Genomic DNA, 24,795 nt, shown 5'->3' with positions numbered 1-24,795 from the left:
AACGAGATCATAAACACGCTCTTACGGACGCCTGCCCATGATCGAACCGCGCGATATCGACCTCAACTTGCTGGTGGTCTTCCAGGAAGTATTCCAGGAACGCCAGATCTCCTCCGTGGCGCGTCGCCTGGGGCTGTCGCAGCCGGCCGTCAGCAATGCGCTGGCGCGCCTGCGGCGCAGCTTCGGGGATGAACTGTTCGTGCGCACCGCACAAGGCATGCAGCCCACGCCTTTCGCCGAACACCTGGCCGAACCGGTGGCGGCAGCCCTGCAGCAAGTCTCGCGCGCGCTGAACCTGCATGAAGGGTTTTCACCGCAGTCCAGCCAGCGCCATTTCACGATTGCCATGACCGACGTCGGCGAGGTCTATTTCATGCCGGCGCTGATCGAAACCTGCGGCCGGCTGGCGCCGGGCGTACGCATCAGCACGGTGCGCGCCGGCGCCATCGACCTGAAAAGCGAAATGGAGTCGGGCCGCGTGGACCTGGCCATCGGCGCATTCGACAATGTCTCCGGCGCGCTTTACCAGCGCCGGCTGTTCCGCCAGAACTATGTGAGCATGTTCCGTATCGGCCATGTGCTGGACAACAGGGCCGACATTACGCTGAAGGAATTCCTCGCAGCCGAACACCTGATGGTGTCGTCGCAGGAAAGCCCCTACGACCGCATCAACCAGAACCTGGAGAAGGCCGGGGTGTTGCCCAGCGTGCGTTTCCGCGTGCCGCACTTCACTGCCGTGCCCTATATTGTCAGCACCACCGACCTGGTGGTCACCGTGCCGCGCAAGCTGGCTGAAAGCGCCGCCGTACCGTTCGGCTTGCATTACATCAAGCCGCCGCTGCGCCTGCCGTCGCTGCAGACCAATATTTTCTGGCATCGCCGCTACAATCAGGATGAAGGCAACCAGTGGCTACGCAGCTTCATCTCCGAGCATTTCGCCGAATGATCAGAACGACCGCACAGGAAATCACATGAACATCTACCGCGAGTACACCCGTGAAGCGCTGGACCTGCAATACAACGTGAGGCTGGGCATCACCGGTTTCCAGGACTACTTCGACCGTTTCTCGCAGCAAGCGCTGGCCGCCCGGACATCCCATCCGCATTTGGCCGACGTGCCTTACGGCGGCGACCCGCTGCAGACTTTCGACTTCTTCCCCGCCAGCGCCAATGGCCGGCCGCTGGTGCTGTACATTCACGGCGGCTACTGGCGCTCGCTGGACAAGAACCTGTTCAGCCACCTCGCCCTGCCCTATCTGCAGGCAGGAATCAATGTTGCACTGATCAATTACCGGCTGGCGCCGCAGGTACGGATAGACGCGATTGCCGTCGACTGCGCGACCGCGCTCCAGTATTTGCATGCGAAGGCCGGCGCCCTGGGTTTCGATGCGGATGCCATCTGGCTCATGGGCCATTCGGCCGGCGGCCACCTGGCCACGCTCATCGGTGCGCTGGGGCCGGTGCCGGTCAAGGGAGTCTGCGGCATCAGCGGCATCTACGACCTGGAACCGGTCAGGCTGAGCTACCTCAACGAGATCATGCATCTGTCTCCCGACAATGCCGTCCAGGCCAGCCCGATCCGCCTGCTGCCGCCGTCCGGCGTGAAAACGCTGCTCTGTACCGGCGGCCTCGAATCCGATGAATTCCGGCGCCAGCGCGATGCCTATGCGGCCAGCCTGCGCCAGTCCGACCATTCAGTGGCCATCGCCGAGGCGCCTGGCGCGCACCATCTGAGCATCATCGATGTGGCGGCGGATGCAGGCAGTGCATTGACCCGCGCCATGCTGGCAATGGTCCAGGCCCGCTGATCGCGCGCCAGCCTCGTCGCATTGCCTGTTCGTCAAGCATGCCGGCGGCCGATCTTTTTAAATAAACGCCAATCATTATCATTTGCGGTAATTTATAATAGCGTTCTCCCTGCATTGCCTGCCTGCAACGGCTTTACGGGCGATTCTTCCGATGGAAGAACAAGGGGTCCAGCCCGACAACCATCGAACAACAATACGCTGCCCGACCACACGCAGCCCAACGCCGCACGAGCATGTTCAAGAATATCTGGTTCCAAATCCACTGGTTCATCGGCATCACCGCCGGCACCATCCTCATGACCATCGGCCTCACCGGCGCCGTGCTCTCCTTCCGCGAAGAGATCATGGATGCGCTCAGCCCCGGCGTCATGCACGTGAAGGTACGCGAACAACAGCCGCTGACGCCGCAACAGTTGCTGGAAAAGATCGGCGCCGCCGAACCCGGCCGCCGCGTCACCTCGATCACGCTCACGCCCGAAGCCGGCGCCTCCGCACGCGTGGTGTTCGCACCGCCGCCAGGCGTGCGCCGCGGCGAAGCGCGCTATGTCGATCCCTATACCGGCCAGGTGTCCGGTCCGGTGACGGGCATGGAATTCTTCGAGATCGTGGAACGCTTCCACCGCTGGCTGCTGCTGCCGACGGAGATCGGCAAGATCGTGCTGGGCACACTGGCGCTGGCGCTGCTCACGCTCGCCCTGTCCGGCCTCTACCTGCGCTGGCCGCGCCGGCCGCTGTCGCTGCAGGCCTGGTTCAGGCTGGACTTCAAATTGCAGGGCCGTTCCTTCCTGTGGAACCTGCACTCCATCATCGGCACCTGGGCGCTGGTGATGTATGTGATCTTCTCCATCACCGGCGCCTATTGGGCGCTGGACTGGTTCAAACAGGGCGTGAACACGCTGGCTGGCGAAGGACGTGCACCGCAGGCGCAGCGCGCCGGCGGTGGCGGCAAGCAGCAAGGCGGCGAACGCAGCCACAAGGACAAGGAAGACTCCCCGGCGCCGCTGGACCTGACGCTGGCCTGGGACGCCTTCCTGGCCAAGGCGCCGCATTACCAGAACGCCCAGCTGCGCCTGCCCGAGAAAGCGACGCAACCGGTGCAGATCCTCTTCCTCGGCGAACATGCCCCGCACGAGCGTGCACGCAGCCGCATGACGGTGCTGCCGCAAAGCGGCGAGGTCAAACAGCTCGAACTGTATGAAGACAAAAGCGCCGGCGGCAAATTCATCGCCGCCATCTACCCGCTGCACATGGGCACCTTCTTCGGCCTGCCGGGCCGCATCATCATGACCATCGCCAGCCTGATGATGCCGCTGTTCGGCATCACCGGCTGGATGCTGTACCTCGACCGCCGCCGCAAGAAAGCGGCACTGCGCGCCGAACGCGCCGCGCTGGAACAGGCCGGCGTCGCCGCAACGCCGGCCGGCAATGACGGCGCACAGGACAGCCAGTACCTGGTCGCCTATGCTTCGCAAGCAGGCCAGGCCGAGCGCGTCGCCCTGCATACCGCTGCGTTGCTGCGCCAGTCCGGCGCCCAGGCCACGGTGCAATCGCTGGCGCGCATGACACCGGAAAAACTGCGCCATCATCCGCGCATCCTGTTCATCGCCAGCACCTTTGGCGAAGGCGAAGCGCCGGACAGCGCGCGCGCCTTTGAGCGCCGCATGCGCGCAGCCTCGGGCGAATCGCTGGCCCACGTCGAATATGCGCTGCTGGCGCTGGGCGACCGCAACTACGCCAAGTTCTGCGGCTTTGGCCACACGCTCGACCACTGGCTGCGCAACCGCGGCGCCAAGGCCTTGTTCCCGCTGACTGAAGTAGACCGCATGGATAGCGGCACACTGCAAAAATGGGAACAGATGCTGGCCGATAACGGCATCGTCACCGCTGCCGCCGTCGCCTCGGCGACCACGTCTGCCGCCCCATCCGCGCCACGGCCGCAGGAAGGATGGCATGCCTGGTCGCTCTCGGAACGCCTGCAGTTGAACCACGGCAGCCAGGGCGGGCCGATCTTCCACATCGAGCTGCGCACAGCCGATGTCGCCAACGACGCATGGCAGCCGGGCGCACTGGCGGAGATCCTGCCGCGCCATGCAGCCGACCGCATCACACTGCTGCTGCAGCGGCTGCAGCTGGATGGCCGCATCGTCGTCGACAGCAAAGGCACACGCCTCCCCCTGCAAGACCTGCTGGCGCGCAGCGTACTGCCCGTCGGCCATGCCGCAGCCAATGCCCGCGATGCGCAAGCCTTGGCCGACACCTTGCAGCCGCTGGCGGCACGCAGCTATTCGGTCGCTTCCGTACCGCAAGACGGCGCGGTGCACCTACTGGTGCGCCAGGCGCGGCACGAGGACGGCCTGGGCCTGGCGTCGGGCTGGCTGACCGAATATGCGGAAGTGGGCGCCCCGCTGGACGTGCGCCTGGTGGCCAACGCCAACTTCGCGCCGGCCGGGGGCGATACGCCGGCCATCTTCATCGGCAACGGCTCCGGCATGGCTGGCCTGCGCGGCCACCTGCGCGCGCGCGTCCATGCCGGCCACGCACGCAACTGGCTGCTGTTTGGCGAACGCAACCGCCGCCACGACTTCCTCTACCAGGACGAGCTGGAGCAATGGCTGGCCGATGGCAAGCTGGCGCGGCTGGACCTGGCCTTCTCGCGCGACCAGAACCAGCGCGTCTACGTACAGGACCGCCTGCGCGAAGCGGCCGACGAGTTGCGCCGCTGGATCACCGACGGCGCCGTGGTGTATGTCTGCGGCAGCCTGGAAGGCATGGCCGCTGGTGTCGATGCCGCGCTCGCCGAGGTGCTGGGCGAGCAGGCAGTGGAAGACCTGATCGAACAGGGCCGCTATCGGCGCGACGTCTACTGACGCTGCCCTGACGGATGCGGATACGCCTTGCCAGGCGTATCCACTCCTCCTCCGCCTCCTGGATTTCCCCATCTCATCACGGCCTTCGTCCTTGCCACAAGGCCTGTAGGCAAGCTCCGCTTTCCTCTGTAGGAATACGCCGATTCCGCCGCAAAAGCGGCGCCCCCCTCTGGAGCGCGGCAGATCCCCCACCTATACTCGGCCCAAGCATGCGCTCCTTTTTACGACTGCCATGCGCGCGTCGGCGTCACGGCGCCGCGATACCGGAAACAGACATGAACATCCTGGCCGGAATAAAAAATACAAGCCGAACCGGCATGCATGCCGCAACGCTCGCGCTCGTCCTGGCCGCTTCGCTGCTGGCCGGCTGCGGTTCGCTGCCGACCATCGTTCCCGACATGGAGATGCGTTCGGCAAAGAACATCCGGATGAAGGGCGGAAACGGCGTGCTCACCGAAGAGCAGGCCAAGAGCGCGCTGGACAGGCTCAAGCAGCAGAACGGCAACAATACGATCCTGGACCGCCACCTGGCGGTGGAAGGGGCGATCACCGGCGCGCCGCTGGTGACCGGCAACAAGGTCACGCTGCTCATCGACGGTCCGGCCACTTATGCCTCCATGACACAAGCGATCCAGGCCGCCCGCTCACACATCAACATGGAAACCTACATCATGGAAGACGATGAGGTGGGACGCCAGTTTTCCGGGATGCTGATCGCGATGCAGAAGAAAGGCGTGCAGGTCAACCTCCTGTACGACAGCGTAGGCGCGCTCAACACGCCACGCGCCTTTTTCCAGCCGATGATCGATGCCGGCATCAACGTGCTCGAATTCAATCCGCTCAATCCCACGCTGGCGCGCAAGGACTGGGCCGTGAACCAGCGCGACCACCGCAAGCTGCTGGTAGTGGACGGCAAGACCGCCTTCGTCGGCGGCATCAACATCAGCAGCGTGTATTCCAGCGGTTCGTTCGGCCGCCACAAGAAAAAAATCCAAACCGATGACAACGGCGACAAGATCCCCTGGCGCGACACCCAGGTGCGCATCGACGGCCCGGCCGCACTGGAATTCCAAAAGCTCTTCATGGAAACCTGGAACAAACAGCACGGCCCTGACCTCGGTGAGCACGCCTATTTTCCCAAGGTCGCCGCGGCCGGCGGCGAGATCGTGCGCGCCATAGGCAGTTCTCCTGACGATCCCTACAGCGTGATCTATGCCACCTTCATCTCGGCCATCAACCATGCCGAATCCTCGATCTACCTGACCAACGCCTATTTCGTGCCCGACCCGCAACTGCGCGAGGCGCTCAAGAATGCAGTCAAGCGCGGCGTCGATGTGCGCCTGGTGCTGCCGTCCAGGAGCGATTCCTCGCTGGTGCTGTACGCTTCGCGCTCGTTCTATGAAGAGCTGCTGGGCGCCGGCATCCGCATCTATGAGCGCCAGGATGCCCTGCTGCATTCCAAGACCGCCATCATCGACGGCGTCTGGACCACCATCGGCTCGACCAACCTGGACTGGCGCAGCTTCGTCTACAACCAGGAAATCAATGCCGTCATCCTCAGCCCGCAATTCGGCGCACAGGCGAAAGGCATGTTCGACCGGGACCTTGGCGCCTCGAAGGAGATCACGCTAAAAGAATGGGAACAGCGTCCGGTCAGCGAACGCATGAAGGAATTCGGTGCCAGCGTGTGGGCACGGCTCCTGTGAAGGCCTGCGTGCAGCCTTGATGTGGGCGCACAAATAAAAAGAGGAAACGCATCGCGTTTCCTCAACCTCATCAACCAGCGAGCCCCGGAGGCCTCGCGATGTCATGCTGCAACTGCTTGCGGCCCGGCGCTTATTTCAGCGTCAGTATCCATTTCACCAGTTCACGCGCTTCGGCTTCGCTGACCTGGCCCTTGTTGGCCGGCATCGGCACCGCACCCCACACGCCGCCGCCGCCGCTCAGGACCTTCTGCGCCAGCTTGGTTTCGGCATCCTTCTGGCCGGCATATTTCTTGGCCACATCCTTGAAGGCGGGGCCGACGATCTTGTTGTCGACCGAATGGCAAGCCATGCAGTTCTTGGACTTGGCCAATTGCGGGTTGGCCAGCGCCTCGGCGGTAATGGCCGATCCGGCGACCAGGGTGGCGATCAACAGCAGGTATTTCATAGGGTCTCCTCAGCATTCTTGAACGGCCGGACCTTCGCTCGCAAGAGGTGCGAGGAAGTCCACAGACGGGGCCTATTCTACCTGCCTTGGAGGCCCCCCTATTATCTCCCTGTGCGTATATCTGTCATAGATCAAATCCCATGTCGATACATCCACCCCATTTGCGGCGCAAGCGGGGCGAGTCAGCCGGTGACGGCACCCTTGCTGGCGGTGGAAGCCAGTGCCGCGAACTTGGCCAGCACGCCGCGCGTATAGCGCGGGGCCGGCTGCTTCCAGGCCGCGCGGCGCTTGTCGATTTCCGCGTCGGGCACATTGAGCTGGATCAGTTGCCGGTGGGCGTCGATGGTGACCGAGTCGCCTTCGTGGACCAGCGCGATGGCGCCGCCGACGAACGCTTCCGGCGCCACGTGGCCGACCACCATGCCCCAGGTCGCGCCGGAAAAACGGCCATCGGTAATCAGCCCGACCGATTCTCCCAATCCCTTGCCGATCAGCGCCGAAGTCGGCGACAGCATCTCCGGCATGCCGGGGCCGCCCTTGGGGCCGAGATAGCGCATCACCAGCACGTCGCCCGGCTTGATCTGGTCGGCCAGGATCGCGTCCATGGCGCTGTACTCGTCATCGAATACGCGCGCCGGACCGGTGATCACCGGGTTCTTCAAGCCGGTGATCTTGGCCACGCAACCTTCGGTGGCCAGGTTGCCCTTGAGGATCGCCAGGTGGCCTTGTGCGTACAACGGCCGGTCGATCGGGTGGATCACATCCTGGTCGGCACGCAATGCCGGCACGCTTTCCAGTTCCTCCGCCAGCGTCTTGCCGGTGATGGTGAGGCAGTCGCCATGCAGCAGGCCGGCCTGGTGCAGCACCTTCAGCACGGCCGGAATGCCGCCGGCCTGGTGCAGGTCGGTGGCGACGTACTTGCCCGAGGGCTTCAAGTCGCAGATCACCGGCACCTTCTTGCGCATGCGCTCGAAGTCGTCGATGCTCCATTCGATCTCGGCGGCATGGGCGATGGCCAGGTAGTGCAGCACGGCGTTGGTCGAGCCGCCGGTGGCCATGATCAGGGCAACCGCGTTTTCGATGGATTTGCGGGTAATGATGTCGCGCGGCTTGATGTCCTTCTTGACCGCTTCCACCAGCACGCGCGCCGATTCGGCGGCGGAGCCGGTCTTCTCGTCGTCGGGGTTGGCCATGGTCGAGGAATAGAACAGCGCCATGCCCAGTGCCTCAAACGAGGACGACATGGTGTTGGCGGTATACATGCCGCCGCAGGAGCCGGAAGACGGACAGGCGTTGCGTTCGATACCGTCGAAATCTTCCTGCGACATGCGGCCGGCGGAAAACTCGCCCACCGCTTCGAAGGCAGAGACGATGGTCAGGTCGCGGCCCTTCCATTTGCCCGGCTTGATGGTGCCGCCGTAGACATAGATGCCCGGCACATTGGTGCGCGCCAGGGCGATCATGCCGCCCGGCATGTTCTTGTCGCAGCCGCCGATGACCACCACACCATCCATCCACTGGCCGTTGACGGCGGTCTCGATGCAGTCGGCGATGACTTCGCGCGAGATCAGCGAATACTTCATGCCTTCGGTGCCCATCGACATGCCGTCCGAAATGGTCGGCGTGCCAAATACCTGCGGATTGGCATCGGCCTGCTTGATGGCCGAGATGGCGACATCGGCCAGCTTCTGCAGGCCGGAGTTGCATGGCGTGATAGTGGAGTGGCCGTTGGCCACGCCGATCATCGGCTTGTCGAAATCGTCCTTCTCGTAGCCCAGCGCGTAGTACATCGAACGGTTCGGGCTGCGCGAAACGCCCTGGGTGATATTTTTGGAACGGCGGTTGTATGGCATGGGGGTCTCCTGGTTGAACAAAGTGAACTCTCTGTGTTGTTCCGCCAGGAATGGCAATCCTGGCGGGAAGGAGTTCTGGCTGGGGTAGAACCTGTTCTGAGATTGCGCTTGTACTTATCAGCCTGTCAAATATATTATTCATCGACAATTAATACGCCAGAGATATCAGAAAGCCGCTCCCATGCCCTCCGACACCCGCCTTGAACTGCGCCAACTGCGTTACTTCACCGCCGTTGCCGAAGAAAAGCATTTCGGCCGCGCCGCCATCCGGCTGCACATGACGCAGCCGCCATTGTCGCAAGCCATCGCCGCGCTGGAGGAAATGCTGGGGACGCCGCTGTTCCTGCGCACCAAGCGCAGCGTGGCGCTGACCCCGGCCGGGGAGGCCTTGCTGCCGGAAGCCCAGCGCATCCTGCAACAGGCGGCCGCCCTGCCCGACCTGGCGCGCCGCGCCGCCAGCGGCGCCTCGGGCCTGCTCTCGCTGTCCTTTATCTCGACCGCCGACTACAGCATCCTGCCGCCGCTGCTGCAACGTTTCCGCGCGCGCTACCCGCAGGTGCAGATCGACCTGCGCGAAGCCACTACCGACATCCAGCTGGAAGACCTGATGCAAGGCAAGATCGACGCCGGCTTGCTGCTGCCGCCGCTGCCGGACAAGGCGGCGGCCGTGCTCGACTATCGCCCGGTGCTGTCCGAACCGCTGATCGCCGCGCTGCCCGCCGGCGCCGTGCGCGGGCGCGACGCCGTCGCACTGAAAAGCCTGCGCGAGCTGCCGCTGATCATTTTCCCGCGGCGCATCTCGCCGGCCTTCCACGACACCATCCTCTCGTGCTTTCGCGATGCCGGAGTGACGCCGCACATCGGCCAGGAGGCGATCCAGATGCAGACCATCGTCGGCCTGGTGTCGGCTGGCATGGGAATGGCGCTTGTGCCACAATCCGTATCCAACCTGAAGCGGCCGGGGGTCGACTATCGCCGGCTGTCGGATCCGACGCCGGAAATCCAGACCGGCCTGGCCTGGCGGCGCGACAGCCAGTCGACCGTGCTGCGAGCCTTCCTTGAATTGCTGGAACCATCCGCCTGAACTTGTTAGGGGAGCGCATGCTCCAAATGCATCCCCGCCCCGCCCATCATTGAAAGACCGAATTCATGCTGATCCACCCCATGCCCAACCCGATCGCCCTCCAGATCGGCCCGCTCGCCGTCCACTGGTATGGCCTGATGTACCTGCTGGCGTTCGCCCAGTTCATCGCCATCGGCCGCATCCGCATCAGGCAGCCGCATATCGCCGCGGTCGGCTGGAAAAAGGAGGATCTGGACGACATGCTGTTCTACGGCGTGCTGGGGGTGGTCATCGGCGGCCGCCTGGGTGAAATCCTGTTCTACAACCCGGCGTATTACTTTGCCCATCCGGCCGACATGATCGCGGTCTGGAAAGGCGGCATGTCCTTCCACGGCGGCTTCCTCGGCGTACTGCTGGCAATGTGGCTGTGGGGCCGCAAGCGCGGCCGCCACCTGATGGACATCATGGACTTCATCGCACCGATGGTGCCGCTGGGCTACGCCGCCGGCCGCCTGGGCAACTTCATCAACGCCGAACTGCCGGGCCGCCCGGCAGACCCGTCGCTGCCGTGGGCGATGATCTGGCCCAACGTCGACAACATCCCGCGCCATCCATCGCCGATCTACCAGATGCTGGTGGACGGCATCCTGCTGTTCATCATCCTGTGGTTCTTCGCGCGCAAGCCGCGTCCGCGCATGGCGGTGGCCGGCATGTTCTCGCTGCTGTACGGCTGCGCGCGCTTCTTCACCGAGTATTTCCGCGTGCCGGACTACGAGGTGCATTTCGCCGGCTTCACCATCTCGGCCGGGCAGATGCTGTCGGTGCCGATGATCGTACTGGGCATCCTGCTGCTGGTTGTAGCCTACCGCAACAAGCAGCAGGCACAAGCGCCCGCGCAGGCCGGATAGCATTGGCGCGACTTCAATGAAAACGGGCGGTACCGAATCGGTACCGCCCGTTTTTCTTTCGCAGAAACGAAACTGCTTAAGCCTTCTTCAGTGCGCTGGCCGCACGGGCCAATTCGGTGATCTTGCCCCAGTCGCCGGCTTCGATCGCCGCTTTCGGGGTCAGCCACGAACCGCCCACGCAGACCACGTTCTTGCAGGCCAGAAACTGCGGCGCGGTTTCCTGCGTGATGCCGCCGGTAGGGCAGAAGGCGACATCGCCCAACGGGCCGGCGATGCCGTTCAACATGCCGATGCCGCCGGCCGGCACCGCCGGGAACAGCTTCAGCTGGCGGAAGCCCGCTTCGCGCGCAGCCATCACTTCGGACGGCGTCATCACGCCGGGCAGCAACGGCAGGCCGCTGCGCTTGGCGGCTTCGATCAGCGCCGGGGTCAGGCCGGGCGAAACGCCGAACACCGCACCGGCGTCGCGCGAGGCGGCGAACTCTTCGGGCGCAGTCAGCGTGCCGACGCCGACGATGGCCTCAGGCACCGATTCGGCGATGGCGCGGATGGCCGGCAGGCCGTGCTCGGTGCGCAGCGTGATTTCCAGCACGCGGATGCCGCCTGCGACCAGTGCCTTGGCCAGCGGAATGGCGTGTTCGAGCTTGTCGATCGCGATCACCGGGATGACCGGCGAGGCGCGCATGATTTCCAGTGTGGTCTTCATACCGTTGCTTTCTCTTTCTCAAAAATCGGCGGTAAGCCGAAGGTAGCGCCGCCCTCTTCCGCGGTGCCCACGGAGTTGCGGAACATGGCAAACAATTCGCGGCCCATGCCGTGCTGGTTGTCGAACAGGTTGGCGCTGTCGTTGGCGCGCTGCTCCCATTCGTCCTGAGGCACCAGCGCTTCCAGCATGCCGGCCTCGGCGTCCAGGCGGATCATGTCGCCGGTACGCACACGGCCCAGCGGACCGCCGTCCAGCACTTCGGGCGTGACGTGGATCGCGGCCGGTACTTTACCCGATGCGCCCGACATGCGGCCATCGGTCACCAATGCCACATGGCGGCCCTTGTCCTGCAGGATACCCAGTGCCGGGGTCAGCGCGTGCAGTTCCGGCATGCCGTTGGCGCGCGGACCCTGGAAGGTGATCACGGCGACGAAGTCCTTATCCAGTTCGCCGGCCTTGAAGGCCGCCATGAAGGCTTCCTGCGAATGGAACACGATGGCCGGCGCCTGCACCGCACGGTGCTCATGCTTGACCGCCGAGGTCTTGATGACCGCACGGCCGAGGTTGCCCTGCAGCAGCTTGAGGCCGCCATCGGCCGAGAACGGCTTGGCCACCGTCCCCAGCACGCCTTCGTCGGCGCTCTGTGCCGGCACGTCCTGCCACGTCACCTTGCCGACCTGGCCTTCGGCCACGTCGCCGGCCAGCATCGGCTCCTTGCAGTGCTGGCGCAGGCCCTGACCGAGGATGGTGGTGACGTCGTCGTGCATCAGCCCGGCGTCGATCAGCTCGCGCAGCACGAAACCGGTGCCGCCGGCCGCGTGGAAGTGGTTCACGTCGGCCGTTCCGTTCGGGTAGATCTTGGTGATCAGCGGCACCACGGCGGAGAGCTTGGAGAAGTCGTCCCAGTCGATCACGATGCCGGCGGCCTTGGCGATGGCCACCAGGTGCAGCGTGTGGTTGGTGGAGCCGCCGGTGGCGTGCAGCGCAACGATGGCGTTGACGATGGCCTTCTCGTCGATCATGCGGCCCACCGGCGTGTATTGCGTGCCCTGGTCGGTGATGCGCGCAGCCTGGCGCGCGGCTTCGGCGGTCAGGGCGTCGCGCAGCGGCGTGTTGGGAGTGATGAAGGCAGCGCCCGGCAGGTGCAGGCCCATCGCTTCCATCAGCATCTGGTTGCTGTTGGCGGTGCCATAGAAGGTGCAGGTGCCGGCGCCGTGGTAGGACTGCGATTCGGCTTCCAGCAATTCGGCGCGGCCGATCTTGCCGGCGGTGTAGAGCTGGCGGATCTTGACCTTGTCGCTGTTGCTCATGCCGCTGGTCATCGGGCCGGCCGGCACGAACACCGCCGGCAGGTGGCCGAAGTGCAGCGCGCCGATCAGCAGGCCCGGCACGATCTTGTCGCACACGCCGAGATACAGCGCGGCGTCGAACATGTTGTGCGAGAGCGCGATGGCCGCCGCCATGGCGATGGCGTCGCGCGAGAACAGCGACATTTCCATGCCGGTCTGGCCTTGCGTGACGCCGTCGCACATGGCGGGCGTGCCGCCGGCGAACTGCGCCACCGCGCCCACTTCACGCGCGGCCTGCTTGAGGATCTGGGGGAAACGCTCGAACGGCTGGTGCGCCGAGAGCATGTCGTTGTAGGCGGAGACGATGGCCAGCGAAGGCGCCTTGTCTTCCTTCAGCTTCAGTTTGTCGTTGGCCGGGAAGGCAGCGAAGCCGTGGGCCAGGTTGGTACATGCCAGCGCGCCGCGCTGCACGCCCTTGCGGCGGGCTGCTTCCAGTCGTTCGAGGTAAGCGGTCCGGTAGGGACGGCTACGTTCGGCGATGCGTCGGGTGACGCTGGCTAAGGTAGCGTTGAGAGGCATTGTCGTTTCCTGTTAGCGTTAACAATGTAATTTTACTACACAATTTTCAACAAATAAAATCAAATACTTAGCTTTTCCATCGTGCGTCGCAGTACCAGTTTCCCGACGAAATTTCATTATCCTTCAAAACGCCCTGTGAGCAAGCGATCCAGCTCTTTTCCATCCCTCATCGGTAATGTCATCCACCCGTCACAAACTGTAGTGAAATTACCATCGAGGGCGCATTTGATGTATAGTCTGCACGTCGCGCCCAAGAACTCAAGCCGTGCCGGGGCTGGAAATGCCCTCGGCGACACGGCGTTCACACATTGACAACATGCACACCACCGCCCTGACCGACACGGCAGCATTCAAAGCTCTGCAGCAACACCACGCCAGCCAAGCCGTCCACTGGCACATGCGCGAGCTGTTCGCGCAGCAGCCCGACCGCTTCGAACGCATGTCGGTGCGCGCCGCCGGCCTGCTGCTGGACTACTCAAAGAACCGCATCGAGTCCGAGACCCTGTCGCTGCTGCTGAACCTGGCGCGCGAACGCCAGGTGGAAGCCCTGCGCGATGCCATGTTCAGCGGCGAGAAAATCAACTTTACCGAACATCGGGCGGTCTTGCACACCGCACTGCGCTCGCCGGCCGGCGATACCCCGCTGCAAGTGGATGGACAGCAAGTGAGTGCGGATGTTCACGCCGTGCTCGGCCATATCCGCGATTTCACCGAACGCGTGCGCAGCGGGCAGTGGCGCGGCCATACCGGGCGCGAAATCACCGACATCGTCAACATCGGCATCGGCGGCTCCTACCTCGGTCCGCAGATGGTCTGCACCGCGCTGCGCCAGTTCAGCCATGCGCGCCTGAAGGCGCACTTCGTCTCCAACGTGGACGGCCATGACCTCGACGAGGTGCTGTCCAGGGTCGATCCCGAGACGACGCTGTTCATCGTTGCCTCCAAGACATTCACCACGCAGGAAACCATGCTGAACGCGCAGTCCGCGCGCCGATGGTTCCTGCGCCACGGCAACGAGAGCGACCTGGCGCGCCATTTCGTGGCGGTATCGACCAATGCCAGGGAAGTGTCTGCCTTCGGCATCGACCCCGACAACATGTTCCCCTTCTGGGACTGGGTCGGCGGGCGTTATTCCGTATGGTCGGCGATCGGCCTGTCGATCGCGCTGATGATCGGTTTCGAACATTTCTCCCAGTTCCTGGCCGGGGCCCACGCGATGGACCGGCATTTCCGCGAAACCCCGCTGGAGGCCAACATGCCGGTGATCCAGGCGCTGATCGGCATCTGGAACCGCAACTTCTTCAACAGCGAGTCGCTGTCGATCGCGCCTTACCACCATGGCCTGCGCTATTTCCAGGCCTACCTCCAGCAACTGGAGATGGAAAGCAACGGCAAGCGCATCACCCGCGACGGTACCGCCGTGGGCGTGGCCACCTGTCCGTTCATCTGGGGCGATGTCGGCACCAACGGCCAGCACGCTTTCTTCCAGCTGCTGCACCAGGGCACCGACATCACGCCGATCGACTTCATCGCCGTGCTCAAGCCCTCGCACGGCATCGACGGGCACCACCAGGTGCTGCTGGCCAACTGCTTCGCCCAGTCCGAAGCCTTCATGCGCGGCAAGGATGCGGACGAGGTACGCGCCGACCTGCGCAAGCAAGGCCTGGACGATGCGGAACTGAATGCGCTTTTGCCGCACAAAACCTTCGACGGCAACCGCCCGAGCAACACCATCCTGCTGCCGGAATTGACGCCGGCCACGCTGGGCTCGCTGATCGCGCTGTATGAGCACAAGACCTTTGTCCAAGGCGCGATCTGGGGCATCAACAGCTTCGACCAGTGGGGCGTGGAACTGGGCAAGGTGCTGGCCAAGACCATTCACGGCGAGCTCCATGCCGAGGCCAACCCGGCCCTGCACGACGCCTCGACCAATGCCCTGATCGCCCTGGCGAAACAGGCCCAGCAGCAATGACGGATCGCTGGCGCCCCTGAAGGCGCGCCGGCCTCGACAACCAACGCAGACGACCCAACCTACATCATGGCTATTTCCGATTTCGACCTGGTTTTATTCGGTGGCACCGGCGACCTCTCGATGCGCAAGCTGCTGCCGGCCCTGTACGCGCGCGACCGCGCCCGCGACCTGCCGCCCGAAGCGCGTATCGTCTGCATCGGCCGCGACGACAAGACCCGCGAAGAATTCTTGAACATCGTGGAGAAGGACTCCAAACCGCACATCCCCGCCAGCAACCTGGACGCTGCCGTCTGGGACCGCTTCGCCGCGCGGCTGCGCTATGCCTCGGTCAACGCCAAGGAAGGCTCCAGCTTCGAACACCTGAAGGAGGCGCTGCGCGATACCGCGGGCCTGCCGCGCGTGTTCTACCTGGCCACGCCCCCCAGCCTGTTCGCCTCGATCTGCGAGAACCTGTCCAAGGCCGGGCTGGTGACCCCAAGCTCGCGCGTGGTGCTGGAAAAACCGCTGGGCCGCGACCTCGCCAGCGCGCGCGACATCAACAAGCAGGTCGGCCAGTACTTCGAGGAATCGCAGATCTTCCGTATCGACCATTACCTCGGCAAGGAAGCGGTGCAAAACCTGCTGGCGCTGCGTTTCGGCAACGTGCTGTTCGAGCCGCTGTGGCGCCGCGAATGGATTTCCGACGTACAGATCACCATTGCCGAAGAACTCGGCGTGGGCGGCCGATTCGACTATTACGACACCTCGGGCGCGCTGCGCGACATGCTGCAGAACCACTTGCTGCAACTGCTGTGTATCGTCGCCATGGAACCGCCCGTGTCCAACTCGGCCGATGCCGTGCGTGACGAGAAACTGAAAGTGCTGCGCTCGCTCAAGCGCTTCACCCCCACCACGCTGGCCATGAACGTGGTGCGCGGCCAATACCGCTCCGGCCACGTCAACGGCGTGCCGGTGCCGGGCTACCGCAAGGAAGACGACGCCAACCCCGAATCGCGCACCGAGACCTTCGTCGCCGTCAAGGCCGAGATCGACACCTGGCGCTGGGCCGGCGTGCCCTTCTACCTGCGCACCGGCAAGCGCATGGCCGACTCGCTGGCCGAAATCGTGGTGCGCTTCAAGAGCGTGCCGCACTCGATCTTCGCGCACCAGAACGACACCCCGAACTGCCTGGTGATCCGCCTGCAGCCCGACGAAGGCCTGCACATGAACCTGATGGCCAAGCAGCCCGGCGACGGCATGCGTCTGCGCCCGGTCGAGCTGGAGCTGGACTTCCGCGAGAAGTTCAAGACCCCGCGCATGGATGCCTACGAGCGCCTGCTGCTGGACGTGCTGCGCGGCCATCTCACCCTATTCATGCGCAGTGACGAACTGGAAGCCGCCTGGGAATGGGTGGAACCCATCCTCGACCATTGGGAGCAGCAGGAGTCCGACCCCATCCCCTACAACGCCGGCACCTGGGGCCCCGCTGCCGCCAGCGCGCTGATCGGCCGCGACGGACTGCAGTGGCGCGAAGAAGCGCTGCCTGAAGTCTGACACGCGGGAAGCTCGTAAAAAGGCCGCACCATGTCCATGCTGCTCGACTCCATCCGCACCCACATCAACTCCCTCTCCAAGTCGGAGAAGAAGGTGGCGGCGACCGTGCTCGCCAATCCGCAGCTGGCGCTGGCGGAAAACCTGACCGCGCTGGCCAAGAATGCGGAAGTGTCGGAGCCGACTGTGATCCGCTTCTGCCGCGCCATCGGCTATGAAGGCTGGCATGACTTCAAGCTGAAGCTGGCCCAGAGCCTGGCGCTGGCGCTGCCGGGCGCCGATGAGACGCTGGCCCAGGACGACCTTGCGGCCGACCTGGTCAACAAGATCTGCAGCCGCTCCATCAATACCCTGCTCGACCTGCGCAACCACCTCAACCCGGACGCCATCCAGCTGGCGCTGGACGTGCTGGCGCGCGCCAACAAGATCGAGTTCTACGGCCAGGGCACCTCCGGTATCGTGGCCAACGACGCGCAGCACAAGTTCTTCCGCTCGGGCGTACCCACCGTCGCCTACTCCGACCCGCACATTCACAGCATCGCCGCCTCGCTGCTCAAGGCCGGCGACTGCGTGGTTGCCATCTCGCAACGCGGCGGCAACGCGGCGCTGCTGCGCTCGATCCAGCTGGCGCGCAAAGGCGGCGCCGACATCATCGTGCTGGGCCCGTCCGGCACGCCGCTGGCCGAACTGGCCACGGTACTGGTGCCGATCGACCTGTCCTTCAACATCGACCCCTACACGCCGATCTCGGCGCGCCTGGCGCACCTGGTGGTGATCGACATCCTGGCAGTCGGCCTGGCGCTGCGGCGCGGCCCGGAATTCCGCAAGCAGATGCAGAACGCGCAAAAGTCGCTGCAGAAGTTCGACATGCAGTTCGATTCCTTCTTCCGCTGATCCGCGCTGCTGCGGGTCTGGATCAAAGATCAGGCATCCGCCGACAGACAGCCCGCCGCGATTGCGTACAATGGCACGATCCGGCTTTCCCTTCCAACTTCGCAACCAGGACTTCCCATGAGCCAGCTTGACCAGTTGAAGCAGTACACCACCATCGTGGCCGACACCGGCGACTTCCAGGCAATGAAGGCCTTCGCGCCGCAGGACGCCACCACCAACCCCTCGCTGATCCTGAAGGCGGTGCAAAAGGACGAGTACAAGCCGCTGCTGGAATCCGTGGTCAAGGCCAACGCCGGCAAGAGCACCGAGCAGATCATCGATCGCCTGCTGATCGCTTTCGGCCTGGAAATCCTCAAGCTCATCCCGGGCCGCGTGTCTACCGAGACCGACGCGCGCCTGTCGTTCGACACCGAAGGCACCGTCGCCAAGGGCCGCGAACTGATCCGCCTGTACGAGGAAGCCGGCATCAAGCGCGAGCGCGTGCTGATCAAGATCGCCTCCACCTGGGAAGGCATCCGCGCCGCCGAGATCCTGGAAAAGGAAGGCATCCGCTGCAACCTGACCCTGCTGTTCTCGCTGCCGCAGGCAATTGCCTGCGCCGAGGCCAAGGTGCAACTGATCTCGCCGTTCGTCGGCCGCATCTACGACTGGTACAAGAAATCCACCGGCCAGGAATACACCGGCGCGGACGATCCAGGCGTGCAGTCGGTCAAGTCCGTCTACAACTACTACCGCAAGTTCGGCTACGCCACCGAAGTGATGGGCGCGAGCTTCCGCAACACCTCGCAGATCGTCGAGCTGGCCGGCTGCGACCTGCTGACCATCAGCCCGGAACTGCTGCAAAAGCTGGCTGACACCGATGCGCCGGTGGAGCGCAAACTGAGCAAGGATGCAGCCCTGGCCGCCGACATCGAGCGTGTGACACTGGACGAGAAGACCTTCCGCCTGACGCTCAATGCCGACGCCATGGCGACCGAGAAGCTGGCCGAAGGCATCCGCCTGTTCGCGGCCGATGCGGTCAAGCTGGACAAGATCGTCGATAACCTGCGCTAAGCGCTTACCGATTCGGACAAACAAAAGGCCGCGTCTTTCGGACGCGGCCTTTCTTTTTCGGACATATGTTCCGGATGGCGCATCCCATGCGGAATACAGCCAACCCGGATCAACTCCCCAGCATCTCCGGCAAGGCACCGATCACCTTTTCGCTGCACTGGCGCAGCGTTTCGTTCATCCACTGATGCGCCATGGCGTAATCGTCCTTCATCCATTCTTCCAGCGGCAGGGCTTTTTCCGAGACACGATTGCATGACACACGCACCAGTGGACTGATCGTAAACAGCCCCGCATCTTCCTTGCGTTTGTAGATCTCCAGTTCGGTGTTCATCTTGTATTGCTGCGCTTCCTCGCCGGTCAAGCTCTCATAGATCAGGCGGGTATTGCCGCCAGCCACGTTGATCGGATTCTTGAAGCCGGAAGGATACAGATCGGGCTTGGCGTCGACAGCCAGGTTGACGTCCTTGCGCAATTGTTCGACGAAATCGGTAGCAACCGGATTGCGGACATTGTTGCGGTCTTTCACGTCATCGATCTTGCGGCCCTTCAGATCTTCCTTGCCGAAACCGCTGAAACCGATCCCCCCAGCCAGTGCAAAAGTCAGGATACCGAGCGCGGCCTGTGTAGCCACGTTCTTCTGCGTAGCCTCGGTATTGACGATCATAATTTCCTCCGGAGTCTCCTTCAACCGACTGCCATCGGGAAAACTCGTGGTGTACAGCACTCCCAGCTTCACCAGCTTGGCCGGAATCTCCGGCTTGGAATCGGCACCGGAAGATGGAACCGTGGGCGTGGCCACAGCGGAGGCGGCGGATTGGTTGGCAGCCTGCTGGCCGGCGCAACCGTTGAGGGCGACCAGCGACGCCAGGAAGAGAGTCTTGAGATTTTTTTGCATGCTCTTTTTTATCAAATGAATGGAAAAAACCGTCCCCGCCCTCCTATATGGAAAGCAATATATTCAAAAGGAAATGGGGAAGCAGACGAAATCTTTTCCTGTTGAGGCGCAACCGAACCTTCATGGCCAGCTGCGACTACAAGTGACAGATTCCCCCTTGTCTGCAAGCTGCGAATCTTAGGCCATGAGAACTTGTCTTGTCTATAGACAGTATTTCAACAATCAACTTTTTGCTTGATTTTTCGATGACCGAAAAAGAAAAAGCAGGCCTCACGGCCTGCTTTCGGATGCTGGCACCTTGCAGGTTCAGGCGAAACTGATCTGCACCTTCATCATCTTCGACCGGTCGCCGGCAATCTCAAAGGCTTCCACCGATTTTTCAAACGGATAGGTGGCCGAGATCAGCGGCTTCACGTCCACCAGCTTCTTGTTCATCAACTCCACCGCCATGGCGAACTCCTCATGGAAACGGAAGGCGCCGCGCCAGTCCAGCTCCTTGCCCACCAGCAGGTTGGCCGGGAAGTTGATATCGCCGCCCAGCCCCACCTGCACGATGATGGCCTGCGGGCGCAGTGCTTCCAGCGCGCCGACCAGTGCACGCTCGTTGCCGCTGGCTTCGAACAGGACGTCGAAAGTGCCTTTATCGGCTGCGTATTCCTTCAGCGCATCGGGTGTTTCCGCCATGTTGACGGCGCGGTCGGCGCCGACCTTGACCGCGGTCTCCAGCGGCATCTTCGCCACATCGGTGACCACCACTTCCAACGCGCCGGCGCGGCGGGCGGCGATCACCACCAGTGCGCCGATCGGGCCGCAACCGGTCACCAGCACGCGCTTGCCGACCAGCGGACCGGCGCGGCGCACGGCATGCAGCGCCACCGACAGCGGCTCAGCCATGGCCGCTTCGCCATCGCTGACGTGGTCCGCCACCACATGCGCTTGCGCGCGCTCGATTACGATCTCCTGACGGAACGCACCCTGGACGTGCGGCATGCGCATGGCGCTGCCGTAGAAGCGCATGTCCAGGCAGTGGTTCTGCTTGCCCTCCTGGCAGTACTTGCAGGCGCCGCAGGGACGGCTTGGGCTGATGGCGATACGGGTGCCCGGCTTGATATCGGAAATGCCCGAGCCGACCTCGGCGATCTGGCCCGATACCTCATGGCCCAGCACCATCGGTTCCTTGATGCGCACCACACCGAAGCCGCCGTGGTGGTAGTAATGCAAATCGGAGCCGCAAATGCCGCCGGCCTTGACCTTGACCTTCAGTTGCTGCGGCTGCAGTTCGCCGGTTTCCAGTTCCTGGATGCGCAGGTCGTGCGGCGCATGGATGACGATGCCTTGTTGCATGGTGGTCTCCTGATGTGTACTTGAAGGGTTGATTTACAGTGTCGCGGTCACGCCACCATCCACATAGAGGATATGGCCGTTGACGAAGCGCGAGGCATCGCTGCCGAGGAACACTGCTGCGCCCACCAGATCCTCGACGTCGCCCCAGCGGCGCGAGGGCGTGCGGCCCACCAGCCAGTCGGTGAATTTCTGGTCGTTGACCAGCGCCATGTTCATCTCGGTCTTGAAGTAGCCGGGGCCGAGGCCGTTGACCTGGATGCCGTACTTGCCCCAGTCGATTGCCATGCCCTTGGTGAACATCTTCACCGCGCCCTTGGTGGCGGCGTACGGTGCGATGCCGGGGCGGCCCAGCTCGCTCTGCACCGAACAGATGTTGATGATCTTGCCGCGGCCGCGCGGAATCATGTGGCGCGCCACCGCCTGTGCTGCGTAGAACACGCTGTTCAAGTTGGTGTTGATGATGTCGTGCCAGTCGGATTCCTTGAAATCCTCCAGCGGGTTGCGGCGCTGAATGCCGGCGTTGTTGACCAGGATGTCGATGGCGCCGATGTCGGACTCGATCTTCTGCACGGCTGCCTTGACCGCTTCTGACGAGGTGGCGTCGAAGCTGGATTCATGGATGGTGTGGCCCTCGTCGCGCAGTTGCTGCGCGACCTTGCCGAGCTTGCCCGCATCGCGTCCGTTGAGCACGATGGCCGCGCCCGCCTGCGCCAGGCCTCGCGCCAGCGCCAGGCCGATGCCGCCGGACGATCCGGTGATCAGGGCCAGCTTGCCCTCCAGGGAAAATTCTTTCAGGCCTGCGGGTAGCGCCGTGGTCTTCACTGTCATGTCGTCTCCTGTTGTCGGTGGTGTTTTATGTCGGTCTGACCATCTCGCGCTGGAAAGCGGCGATGGCGTGGTACTCGGCTTCCAGCTTGGCGGGAATGGCCGAGAAGATTGGCTGCAGTCGGCTGTAGACCTTGACTGCTTCGGCTTGCGGCGTGTGATGGTGGTTCGATCCGACCATGTCCGAGATCGCCTCCAGCGAGTCGACCAGGCCCAACGCATACGCCCCCAGCACGGCCGCGCCCAGGCAGGAGGACTCCACGCTCTCGGGCACCATCACTTCGCGGTTGAAGATATCGGCCATCATCTGGCGCCACAGCGCCGAACGGGCGAAGCCGCCGGTGGCCATCATGCGTTTGGTGGGGCCGACCAAATCCTCCAGCGCCGGCAGGATGCTGTAGAGGTTGAAGATCACGCCTTCCAGCGCGGCGCGGATCATGTGGTGCTTGCCGTGGTGCAGGCCGAGGCCAAAGAAGGAGCCGCGCAGGTCGGCGTTCCACAGCGGCGCGCGTTCGCCGGCCAGGAAAGGATGGAACAGCAGGCCTTCGGCGCCGGGGGTGACCTTCTCGGCGATGCGCGTCAATGCCTCGTAGGGATCGACGCCCTCATCGCGCGCGGCAGCCGCTTCGGCCGTGGCCAGCTCGTCGCGCACCCAGCGGAAGATGTTGCCGCCGTTGTTGACCGGGCCGCCGACCACCCAGTGCTTCTCGGTCAGTGCGTAGCAGAACAGGCGGCCGTGCGGGTCTGTCAGCGGCTGGCCGATCACGGTGCGCATGGCGCCGGAGGTACCGATGGTAACTGCCACGTGGCCGGTCTCGATGGCGTTCACACCGAGATTGGACAATACGCCGTCATTGGCGCCGATGATGAAAGGCGTGGAAGTCGACAAACCCAGGCGCTGCGCCATCTCCGGCTTCAGCGCCGGCAGGCGGTAGGTGGTAGGAACCGGCTTGGGCAACTGGGCAGCGTCGACCTTCAGCAGCGCCAGCGCTTCCTTGTCCCAATCCAGCTCGCGCAGGTTGAACATGCCGGTGGCCGAGGCGATCGAATGGTCCACCACCCACTCGCCGAACAGGCGGAACATCAGGTATTCCTTGATGCCGACGAAACGCGTGGCCTTGCTGAACACCTCGGACTTTTCGTGGCGCATCCACATCAGCTTGCACAGCGGCGACATCGGATGGATAGGCGTGCCGGTGCGGCGGTAGATGGCGTTGCCGTCGAATTCCTTCTTGATCCGCTCGGCCCAGACCGAGGCGCGGATATCGCCCCAGGTGATGCTGTTGGACAGCAGCCCGTTGTCGGCATCCAGCGCAATCACGCTGTGCATGGCGGCGCTGAAGGACAGCAGCGCGATGTCTTCCGGCGCCGCCTTGGCAGCCTTCACCGCGCCGGCGATCGAGCCCAGCGCGGCTTCATAGATCTGTTGCGGGTCCTGCTCGGCCATGCCCGGCTCGGTACACAACACCGGGTACTCCTCCGCATGCTGGGCAACCACCTTGCCGTCGAGGGTGAACACGACGGTCTTGGTGCTGGTGGTGCCGAGATCGACGCCGAGCATGTAGCGGGGAGTAGTAGACATGGCATTTCCTTTATGGCAAAACGCCCGGCGCGAGCCGGGCGGGTAGTGCGTTTACACGACCAGGTTGAGCAGCATGATGAAGATAATAGCAACAACCGAAATCAGGGTTTCCATCAGCGTCCAGGTCTTGAAGGTTTCCCCCACGCTCATATTGAAGTATTCCTTGACCAGCCAGAAGCCCGCATCGTTGACGTGCGACAGGATCAGCGAGCCGGCGCCGGTGGCCAGCACCAGCAGTTCCTTGTTGGTGCCGGGGATCAGTGCCACCAGCGGGGCGACGATGCCGGCGCCGGTGATGGTGGCGACAGTCGCCGAACCGGTCGCCACGCGGATCACGCCGGCCACGAACCAGGCCAGCAGCAGCGGCGAGATCTGCGCATGTACGGCCAGCTGGCCGATGGCGGTGCCCACACCGGAGTTCACCAGCATCTGCTTGAAGCCGCCGCCGGCGCCGATGATCAGCACGATGGCCGCGGTCGGCGCCAGGCTCTGGTCGACGAATTTCAGGACTTGCTGGCGGGTGAAGCCGCGGGCCACGCCGAAGGTCCACATCGCCAGCAGCAGCGCCGCCAGCAGGGCCACGATGGGGTTGCCGATGAAGTCCATCAGGTCGCGCATCGCATGGCCGTCCGGCAGGGTGACGTCGACAAAGGTCTTCAGCAGCATCAGGAACACCGGCGACAGCACCGTGACCAGGGTGACGGTGAAGCCCGGCAGGTTCTTGGTCTCCGGCTCGCGCGCCAGCTGTGCCACCAGTTCGTCGGAGGGCTTGATGTCGACGTACTTCGAAATGAAGGAGCCGAACATCGGACCGGCGATGATGACGGTGGGCAGGCCGACGATCAGGCCGTAGAAGATGGTCTTGCCGATGTCGGCGCCGAAGATGCCGATGGCCAAGAGCGGCCCCGGATGCGGCGGCACCAGGCCGTGCATCACCGACAGGCTGGCCAGCATGGGCATGCCGATCTTGAACAGCGGCACGCCCGAGCGGCGCGCGACGATGAACACCAGCGGGATCAGCAAGACGAAGCCGATTTCAAAGAACAGCGGGATGCCGACCAGGAAAGCGCCCATCATCATGGCCCAGTGCACGCGCTCGCGGCCGAAGGCGCGCACCAGCGTCTGCGAGATCTGGTCGGCGCCGCCGGATTCGGCCATCAGCTTGCCCAGCATGGTGCCCAGGCCCAGCACGATACCGACGAAGCCCAGCACGCCGCCGAAGCCGTCCTGGAAGGATTTGACGATCTTGGGCAGCGGCATGCCCGAAATCAAGCCGAGGAAACCGGACGTGATGGTCAGCGCGATGAAGGGGTGGATGCGCAGGCGCGTGATCATCAAGACCAGCGCGAGGATCGCGATGAATGCATTGAACAGCAATGTTGCTTCGTGGCTCATGCCCAGCATGGGATCTCCGTATGCCGATAGCCGACGGCGCGCGGCCAGGCCGGCCGCCGGAGGGCGCCCATTGCCGTTACG

19 protein-coding genes are annotated in these 24,795 nt (G+C 63.7%); 10 read left to right on the top strand and 9 right to left on the bottom strand.

Features of this window, described 5'->3' with window-relative positions; all coding sequences use genetic code 11:
* Positions 1-37: 37 nt before the first annotated feature.
* The 4 genes from AKL28_RS13805 to cls all read left to right on the top strand — a co-directional run bounded on the left by AKL28_RS13805 (position 38) and on the right by cls (position 6,381).
* The gene (locus tag AKL28_RS13805) at positions 38-946 is read left to right on the top strand and encodes a LysR family transcriptional regulator (protein ID WP_174525365.1); all 909 of its coding nucleotides are present in this window, start codon (positions 38-40) and stop codon (positions 944-946) included.
* Between the two features lie 25 nt (positions 947-971).
* Positions 972-1,808, top strand: coding sequence for an alpha/beta hydrolase (locus AKL28_RS13800; protein ID WP_050468730.1), 837 nt, complete (start codon positions 972-974; stop codon positions 1,806-1,808).
* A 233-nt stretch (positions 1,809-2,041) separates the two neighbouring features.
* Complete coding sequence (locus tag AKL28_RS13795) at positions 2,042-4,675, top strand: PepSY domain-containing protein (RefSeq protein WP_050468729.1); 2,634 nt, start codon at positions 2,042-2,044, stop codon at positions 4,673-4,675.
* Between the two features lie 317 nt (positions 4,676-4,992).
* Positions 4,993-6,381, top strand: coding sequence for a cardiolipin synthase (gene cls, locus AKL28_RS13790; RefSeq protein ID WP_050468728.1), 1,389 nt, complete (start codon positions 4,993-4,995; stop codon positions 6,379-6,381).
* Between the two features lie 130 nt (positions 6,382-6,511).
* On the opposite strand, the gene AKL28_RS13785 is transcribed toward cls, so the two are convergent.
* Positions 6,512-6,826, bottom strand: a complete 315-nt coding sequence (locus AKL28_RS13785; RefSeq protein ID WP_050468727.1) for a c-type cytochrome — start codon at positions 6,824-6,826, stop codon at positions 6,512-6,514.
* Positions 6,827-7,008: 182 nt separating this feature from the next.
* Positions 7,009-8,679 (bottom strand): dihydroxy-acid dehydratase, encoded by a 1,671-nt coding sequence (gene ilvD / locus AKL28_RS13780; RefSeq protein WP_050468726.1) that lies wholly within the window; start codon positions 8,677-8,679, stop codon positions 7,009-7,011.
* A gap of 181 nt (positions 8,680-8,860) precedes the next feature.
* Here ilvD and AKL28_RS13775 point away from each other — a divergent pair, with 181 nt between their 5' ends.
* Positions 8,861-9,763 (top strand): LysR family transcriptional regulator, encoded by a 903-nt coding sequence (locus tag AKL28_RS13775; RefSeq protein ID WP_156226342.1) that lies wholly within the window; start codon positions 8,861-8,863, stop codon positions 9,761-9,763.
* A 65-nt stretch (positions 9,764-9,828) separates the two neighbouring features.
* Entirely contained in the window at positions 9,829-10,650 is an 822-nt protein-coding gene (gene lgt / locus AKL28_RS13770; protein WP_050468724.1) for a prolipoprotein diacylglyceryl transferase, read from the top strand.
* A 76-nt stretch (positions 10,651-10,726) separates the two neighbouring features.
* Here the strand turns inward: lgt and AKL28_RS13765 are convergent, their stop codons facing one another.
* On the bottom strand, positions 10,727-11,356 hold the full coding sequence (locus AKL28_RS13765) for a bifunctional 4-hydroxy-2-oxoglutarate aldolase/2-dehydro-3-deoxy-phosphogluconate aldolase (protein WP_050468723.1): 630 nt from the start codon (positions 11,354-11,356) through the stop codon (positions 10,727-10,729).
* Entirely contained in the window at positions 11,353-13,224 is a 1,872-nt protein-coding gene (edd, locus tag AKL28_RS13760) for a phosphogluconate dehydratase (RefSeq protein ID WP_050468722.1), read from the bottom strand. The genes AKL28_RS13765 and edd overlap by 4 nt, the downstream gene beginning before the upstream one ends.
* 316 nt (positions 13,225-13,540) lie before the next feature.
* On the opposite strand from edd, the gene pgi reads away from it, so the two are divergent.
* The 4 genes from pgi to tal all read left to right on the top strand — a co-directional run bounded on the left by pgi (position 13,541) and on the right by tal (position 18,673).
* Entirely contained in the window at positions 13,541-15,196 is a 1,656-nt protein-coding gene (gene pgi, locus AKL28_RS13755; protein WP_050468721.1) for a glucose-6-phosphate isomerase, read from the top strand.
* 66 nt (positions 15,197-15,262) lie between these two features.
* On the top strand, positions 15,263-16,729 hold the full coding sequence (zwf, locus tag AKL28_RS13750; protein ID WP_050468720.1) for a glucose-6-phosphate dehydrogenase: 1,467 nt from the start codon (positions 15,263-15,265) through the stop codon (positions 16,727-16,729).
* A gap of 36 nt (positions 16,730-16,765) precedes the next feature.
* Positions 16,766-17,620, top strand: coding sequence for an SIS domain-containing protein (locus AKL28_RS13745; RefSeq protein ID WP_050468741.1), 855 nt, complete (start codon positions 16,766-16,768; stop codon positions 17,618-17,620).
* Between the two features lie 117 nt (positions 17,621-17,737).
* Positions 17,738-18,673 (top strand): transaldolase, encoded by a 936-nt coding sequence (tal, locus tag AKL28_RS13740; protein ID WP_050468719.1) that lies wholly within the window; start codon positions 17,738-17,740, stop codon positions 18,671-18,673.
* A 109-nt stretch (positions 18,674-18,782) separates the two neighbouring features.
* Here the strand turns inward: tal and AKL28_RS13735 are convergent, their stop codons facing one another.
* The 5 genes from AKL28_RS13735 to AKL28_RS13715 form a co-directional block, all read right to left on the bottom strand.
* Positions 18,783-19,568 carry a hypothetical protein gene (locus tag AKL28_RS13735; protein ID WP_050468718.1) on the bottom strand — a complete coding sequence of 262 codons (786 nt, stop codon included), beginning with the start codon at positions 19,566-19,568 and terminating at the stop codon, positions 18,783-18,785.
* A gap of 306 nt (positions 19,569-19,874) precedes the next feature.
* Positions 19,875-20,912: an L-idonate 5-dehydrogenase gene (locus AKL28_RS13730; protein WP_050468717.1), complete on the bottom strand. Its 1,038-nt coding sequence runs from the start codon at positions 20,910-20,912 to the stop codon at positions 19,875-19,877.
* A gap of 33 nt (positions 20,913-20,945) precedes the next feature.
* Positions 20,946-21,740, bottom strand: a complete 795-nt coding sequence (locus tag AKL28_RS13725) for a glucose 1-dehydrogenase (protein ID WP_050468716.1) — start codon at positions 21,738-21,740, stop codon at positions 20,946-20,948.
* Between the two features lie 25 nt (positions 21,741-21,765).
* The gene (gene gntK, locus AKL28_RS13720) at positions 21,766-23,319 is read right to left on the bottom strand and encodes a gluconokinase (RefSeq protein WP_050468715.1); all 1,554 of its coding nucleotides are present in this window, start codon (positions 23,317-23,319) and stop codon (positions 21,766-21,768) included.
* Between the two features lie 51 nt (positions 23,320-23,370).
* Entirely contained in the window at positions 23,371-24,723 is a 1,353-nt protein-coding gene (locus AKL28_RS13715) for a GntP family permease (RefSeq protein ID WP_050468714.1), read from the bottom strand.
* Positions 24,724-24,795 lie beyond the last annotated feature (72 nt).

Origin of the sequence: Herbaspirillum chlorophenolicum, from assembly GCF_001189955.1 — a bacterium.
Lineage (GTDB): Bacteria > Pseudomonadota > Gammaproteobacteria > Burkholderiales > Burkholderiaceae_D > Herbaspirillum > Herbaspirillum chlorophenolicum.
The sequence above is the reverse complement of the archived record's forward strand: the minus strand, read 5'-3'. Positions and strand labels throughout refer to the sequence as shown.

Coding starts and splice junctions, on each gene's coding strand:
- AKL28_RS13805 (WP_174525365.1), top strand. CDS start 38: ATGATCGAACCGCGCGATATCGACCTCAACTTGCTGGTGGTCTTCCAG.
- AKL28_RS13800 (WP_050468730.1), top strand. CDS start 972: ATGAACATCTACCGCGAGTACACCCGTGAAGCGCTGGACCTGCAATAC.
- AKL28_RS13795 (WP_050468729.1), top strand. CDS start 2,042: ATGTTCAAGAATATCTGGTTCCAAATCCACTGGTTCATCGGCATCACC.
- cls (WP_050468728.1), top strand. CDS start 4,993: ATGCATGCCGCAACGCTCGCGCTCGTCCTGGCCGCTTCGCTGCTGGCC.
- AKL28_RS13785 (WP_050468727.1), bottom strand. CDS start 6,826: ATGAAATACCTGCTGTTGATCGCCACCCTGGTCGCCGGATCGGCCATT.
- ilvD (WP_050468726.1), bottom strand. CDS start 8,679: ATGCCATACAACCGCCGTTCCAAAAATATCACCCAGGGCGTTTCGCGC.
- AKL28_RS13775 (WP_156226342.1), top strand. CDS start 8,861: ATGCCCTCCGACACCCGCCTTGAACTGCGCCAACTGCGTTACTTCACC.
- lgt (WP_050468724.1), top strand. CDS start 9,829: ATGCTGATCCACCCCATGCCCAACCCGATCGCCCTCCAGATCGGCCCG.
- AKL28_RS13765 (WP_050468723.1), bottom strand. CDS start 11,356: ATGAAGACCACACTGGAAATCATGCGCGCCTCGCCGGTCATCCCGGTG.
- edd (WP_050468722.1), bottom strand. CDS start 13,224: ATGCCTCTCAACGCTACCTTAGCCAGCGTCACCCGACGCATCGCCGAA.
- pgi (WP_050468721.1), top strand. CDS start 13,541: ATGCACACCACCGCCCTGACCGACACGGCAGCATTCAAAGCTCTGCAG.
- zwf (WP_050468720.1), top strand. CDS start 15,263: ATGGCTATTTCCGATTTCGACCTGGTTTTATTCGGTGGCACCGGCGAC.
- AKL28_RS13745 (WP_050468741.1), top strand. CDS start 16,766: ATGCTGCTCGACTCCATCCGCACCCACATCAACTCCCTCTCCAAGTCG.
- tal (WP_050468719.1), top strand. CDS start 17,738: ATGAGCCAGCTTGACCAGTTGAAGCAGTACACCACCATCGTGGCCGAC.
- AKL28_RS13735 (WP_050468718.1), bottom strand. CDS start 19,568: ATGCAAAAAAATCTCAAGACTCTCTTCCTGGCGTCGCTGGTCGCCCTC.
- AKL28_RS13730 (WP_050468717.1), bottom strand. CDS start 20,912: ATGCAACAAGGCATCGTCATCCATGCGCCGCACGACCTGCGCATCCAG.
- AKL28_RS13725 (WP_050468716.1), bottom strand. CDS start 21,740: ATGACAGTGAAGACCACGGCGCTACCCGCAGGCCTGAAAGAATTTTCC.
- gntK (WP_050468715.1), bottom strand. CDS start 23,319: ATGTCTACTACTCCCCGCTACATGCTCGGCGTCGATCTCGGCACCACC.
- AKL28_RS13715 (WP_050468714.1), bottom strand. CDS start 24,723: ATGCTGGGCATGAGCCACGAAGCAACATTGCTGTTCAATGCATTCATC.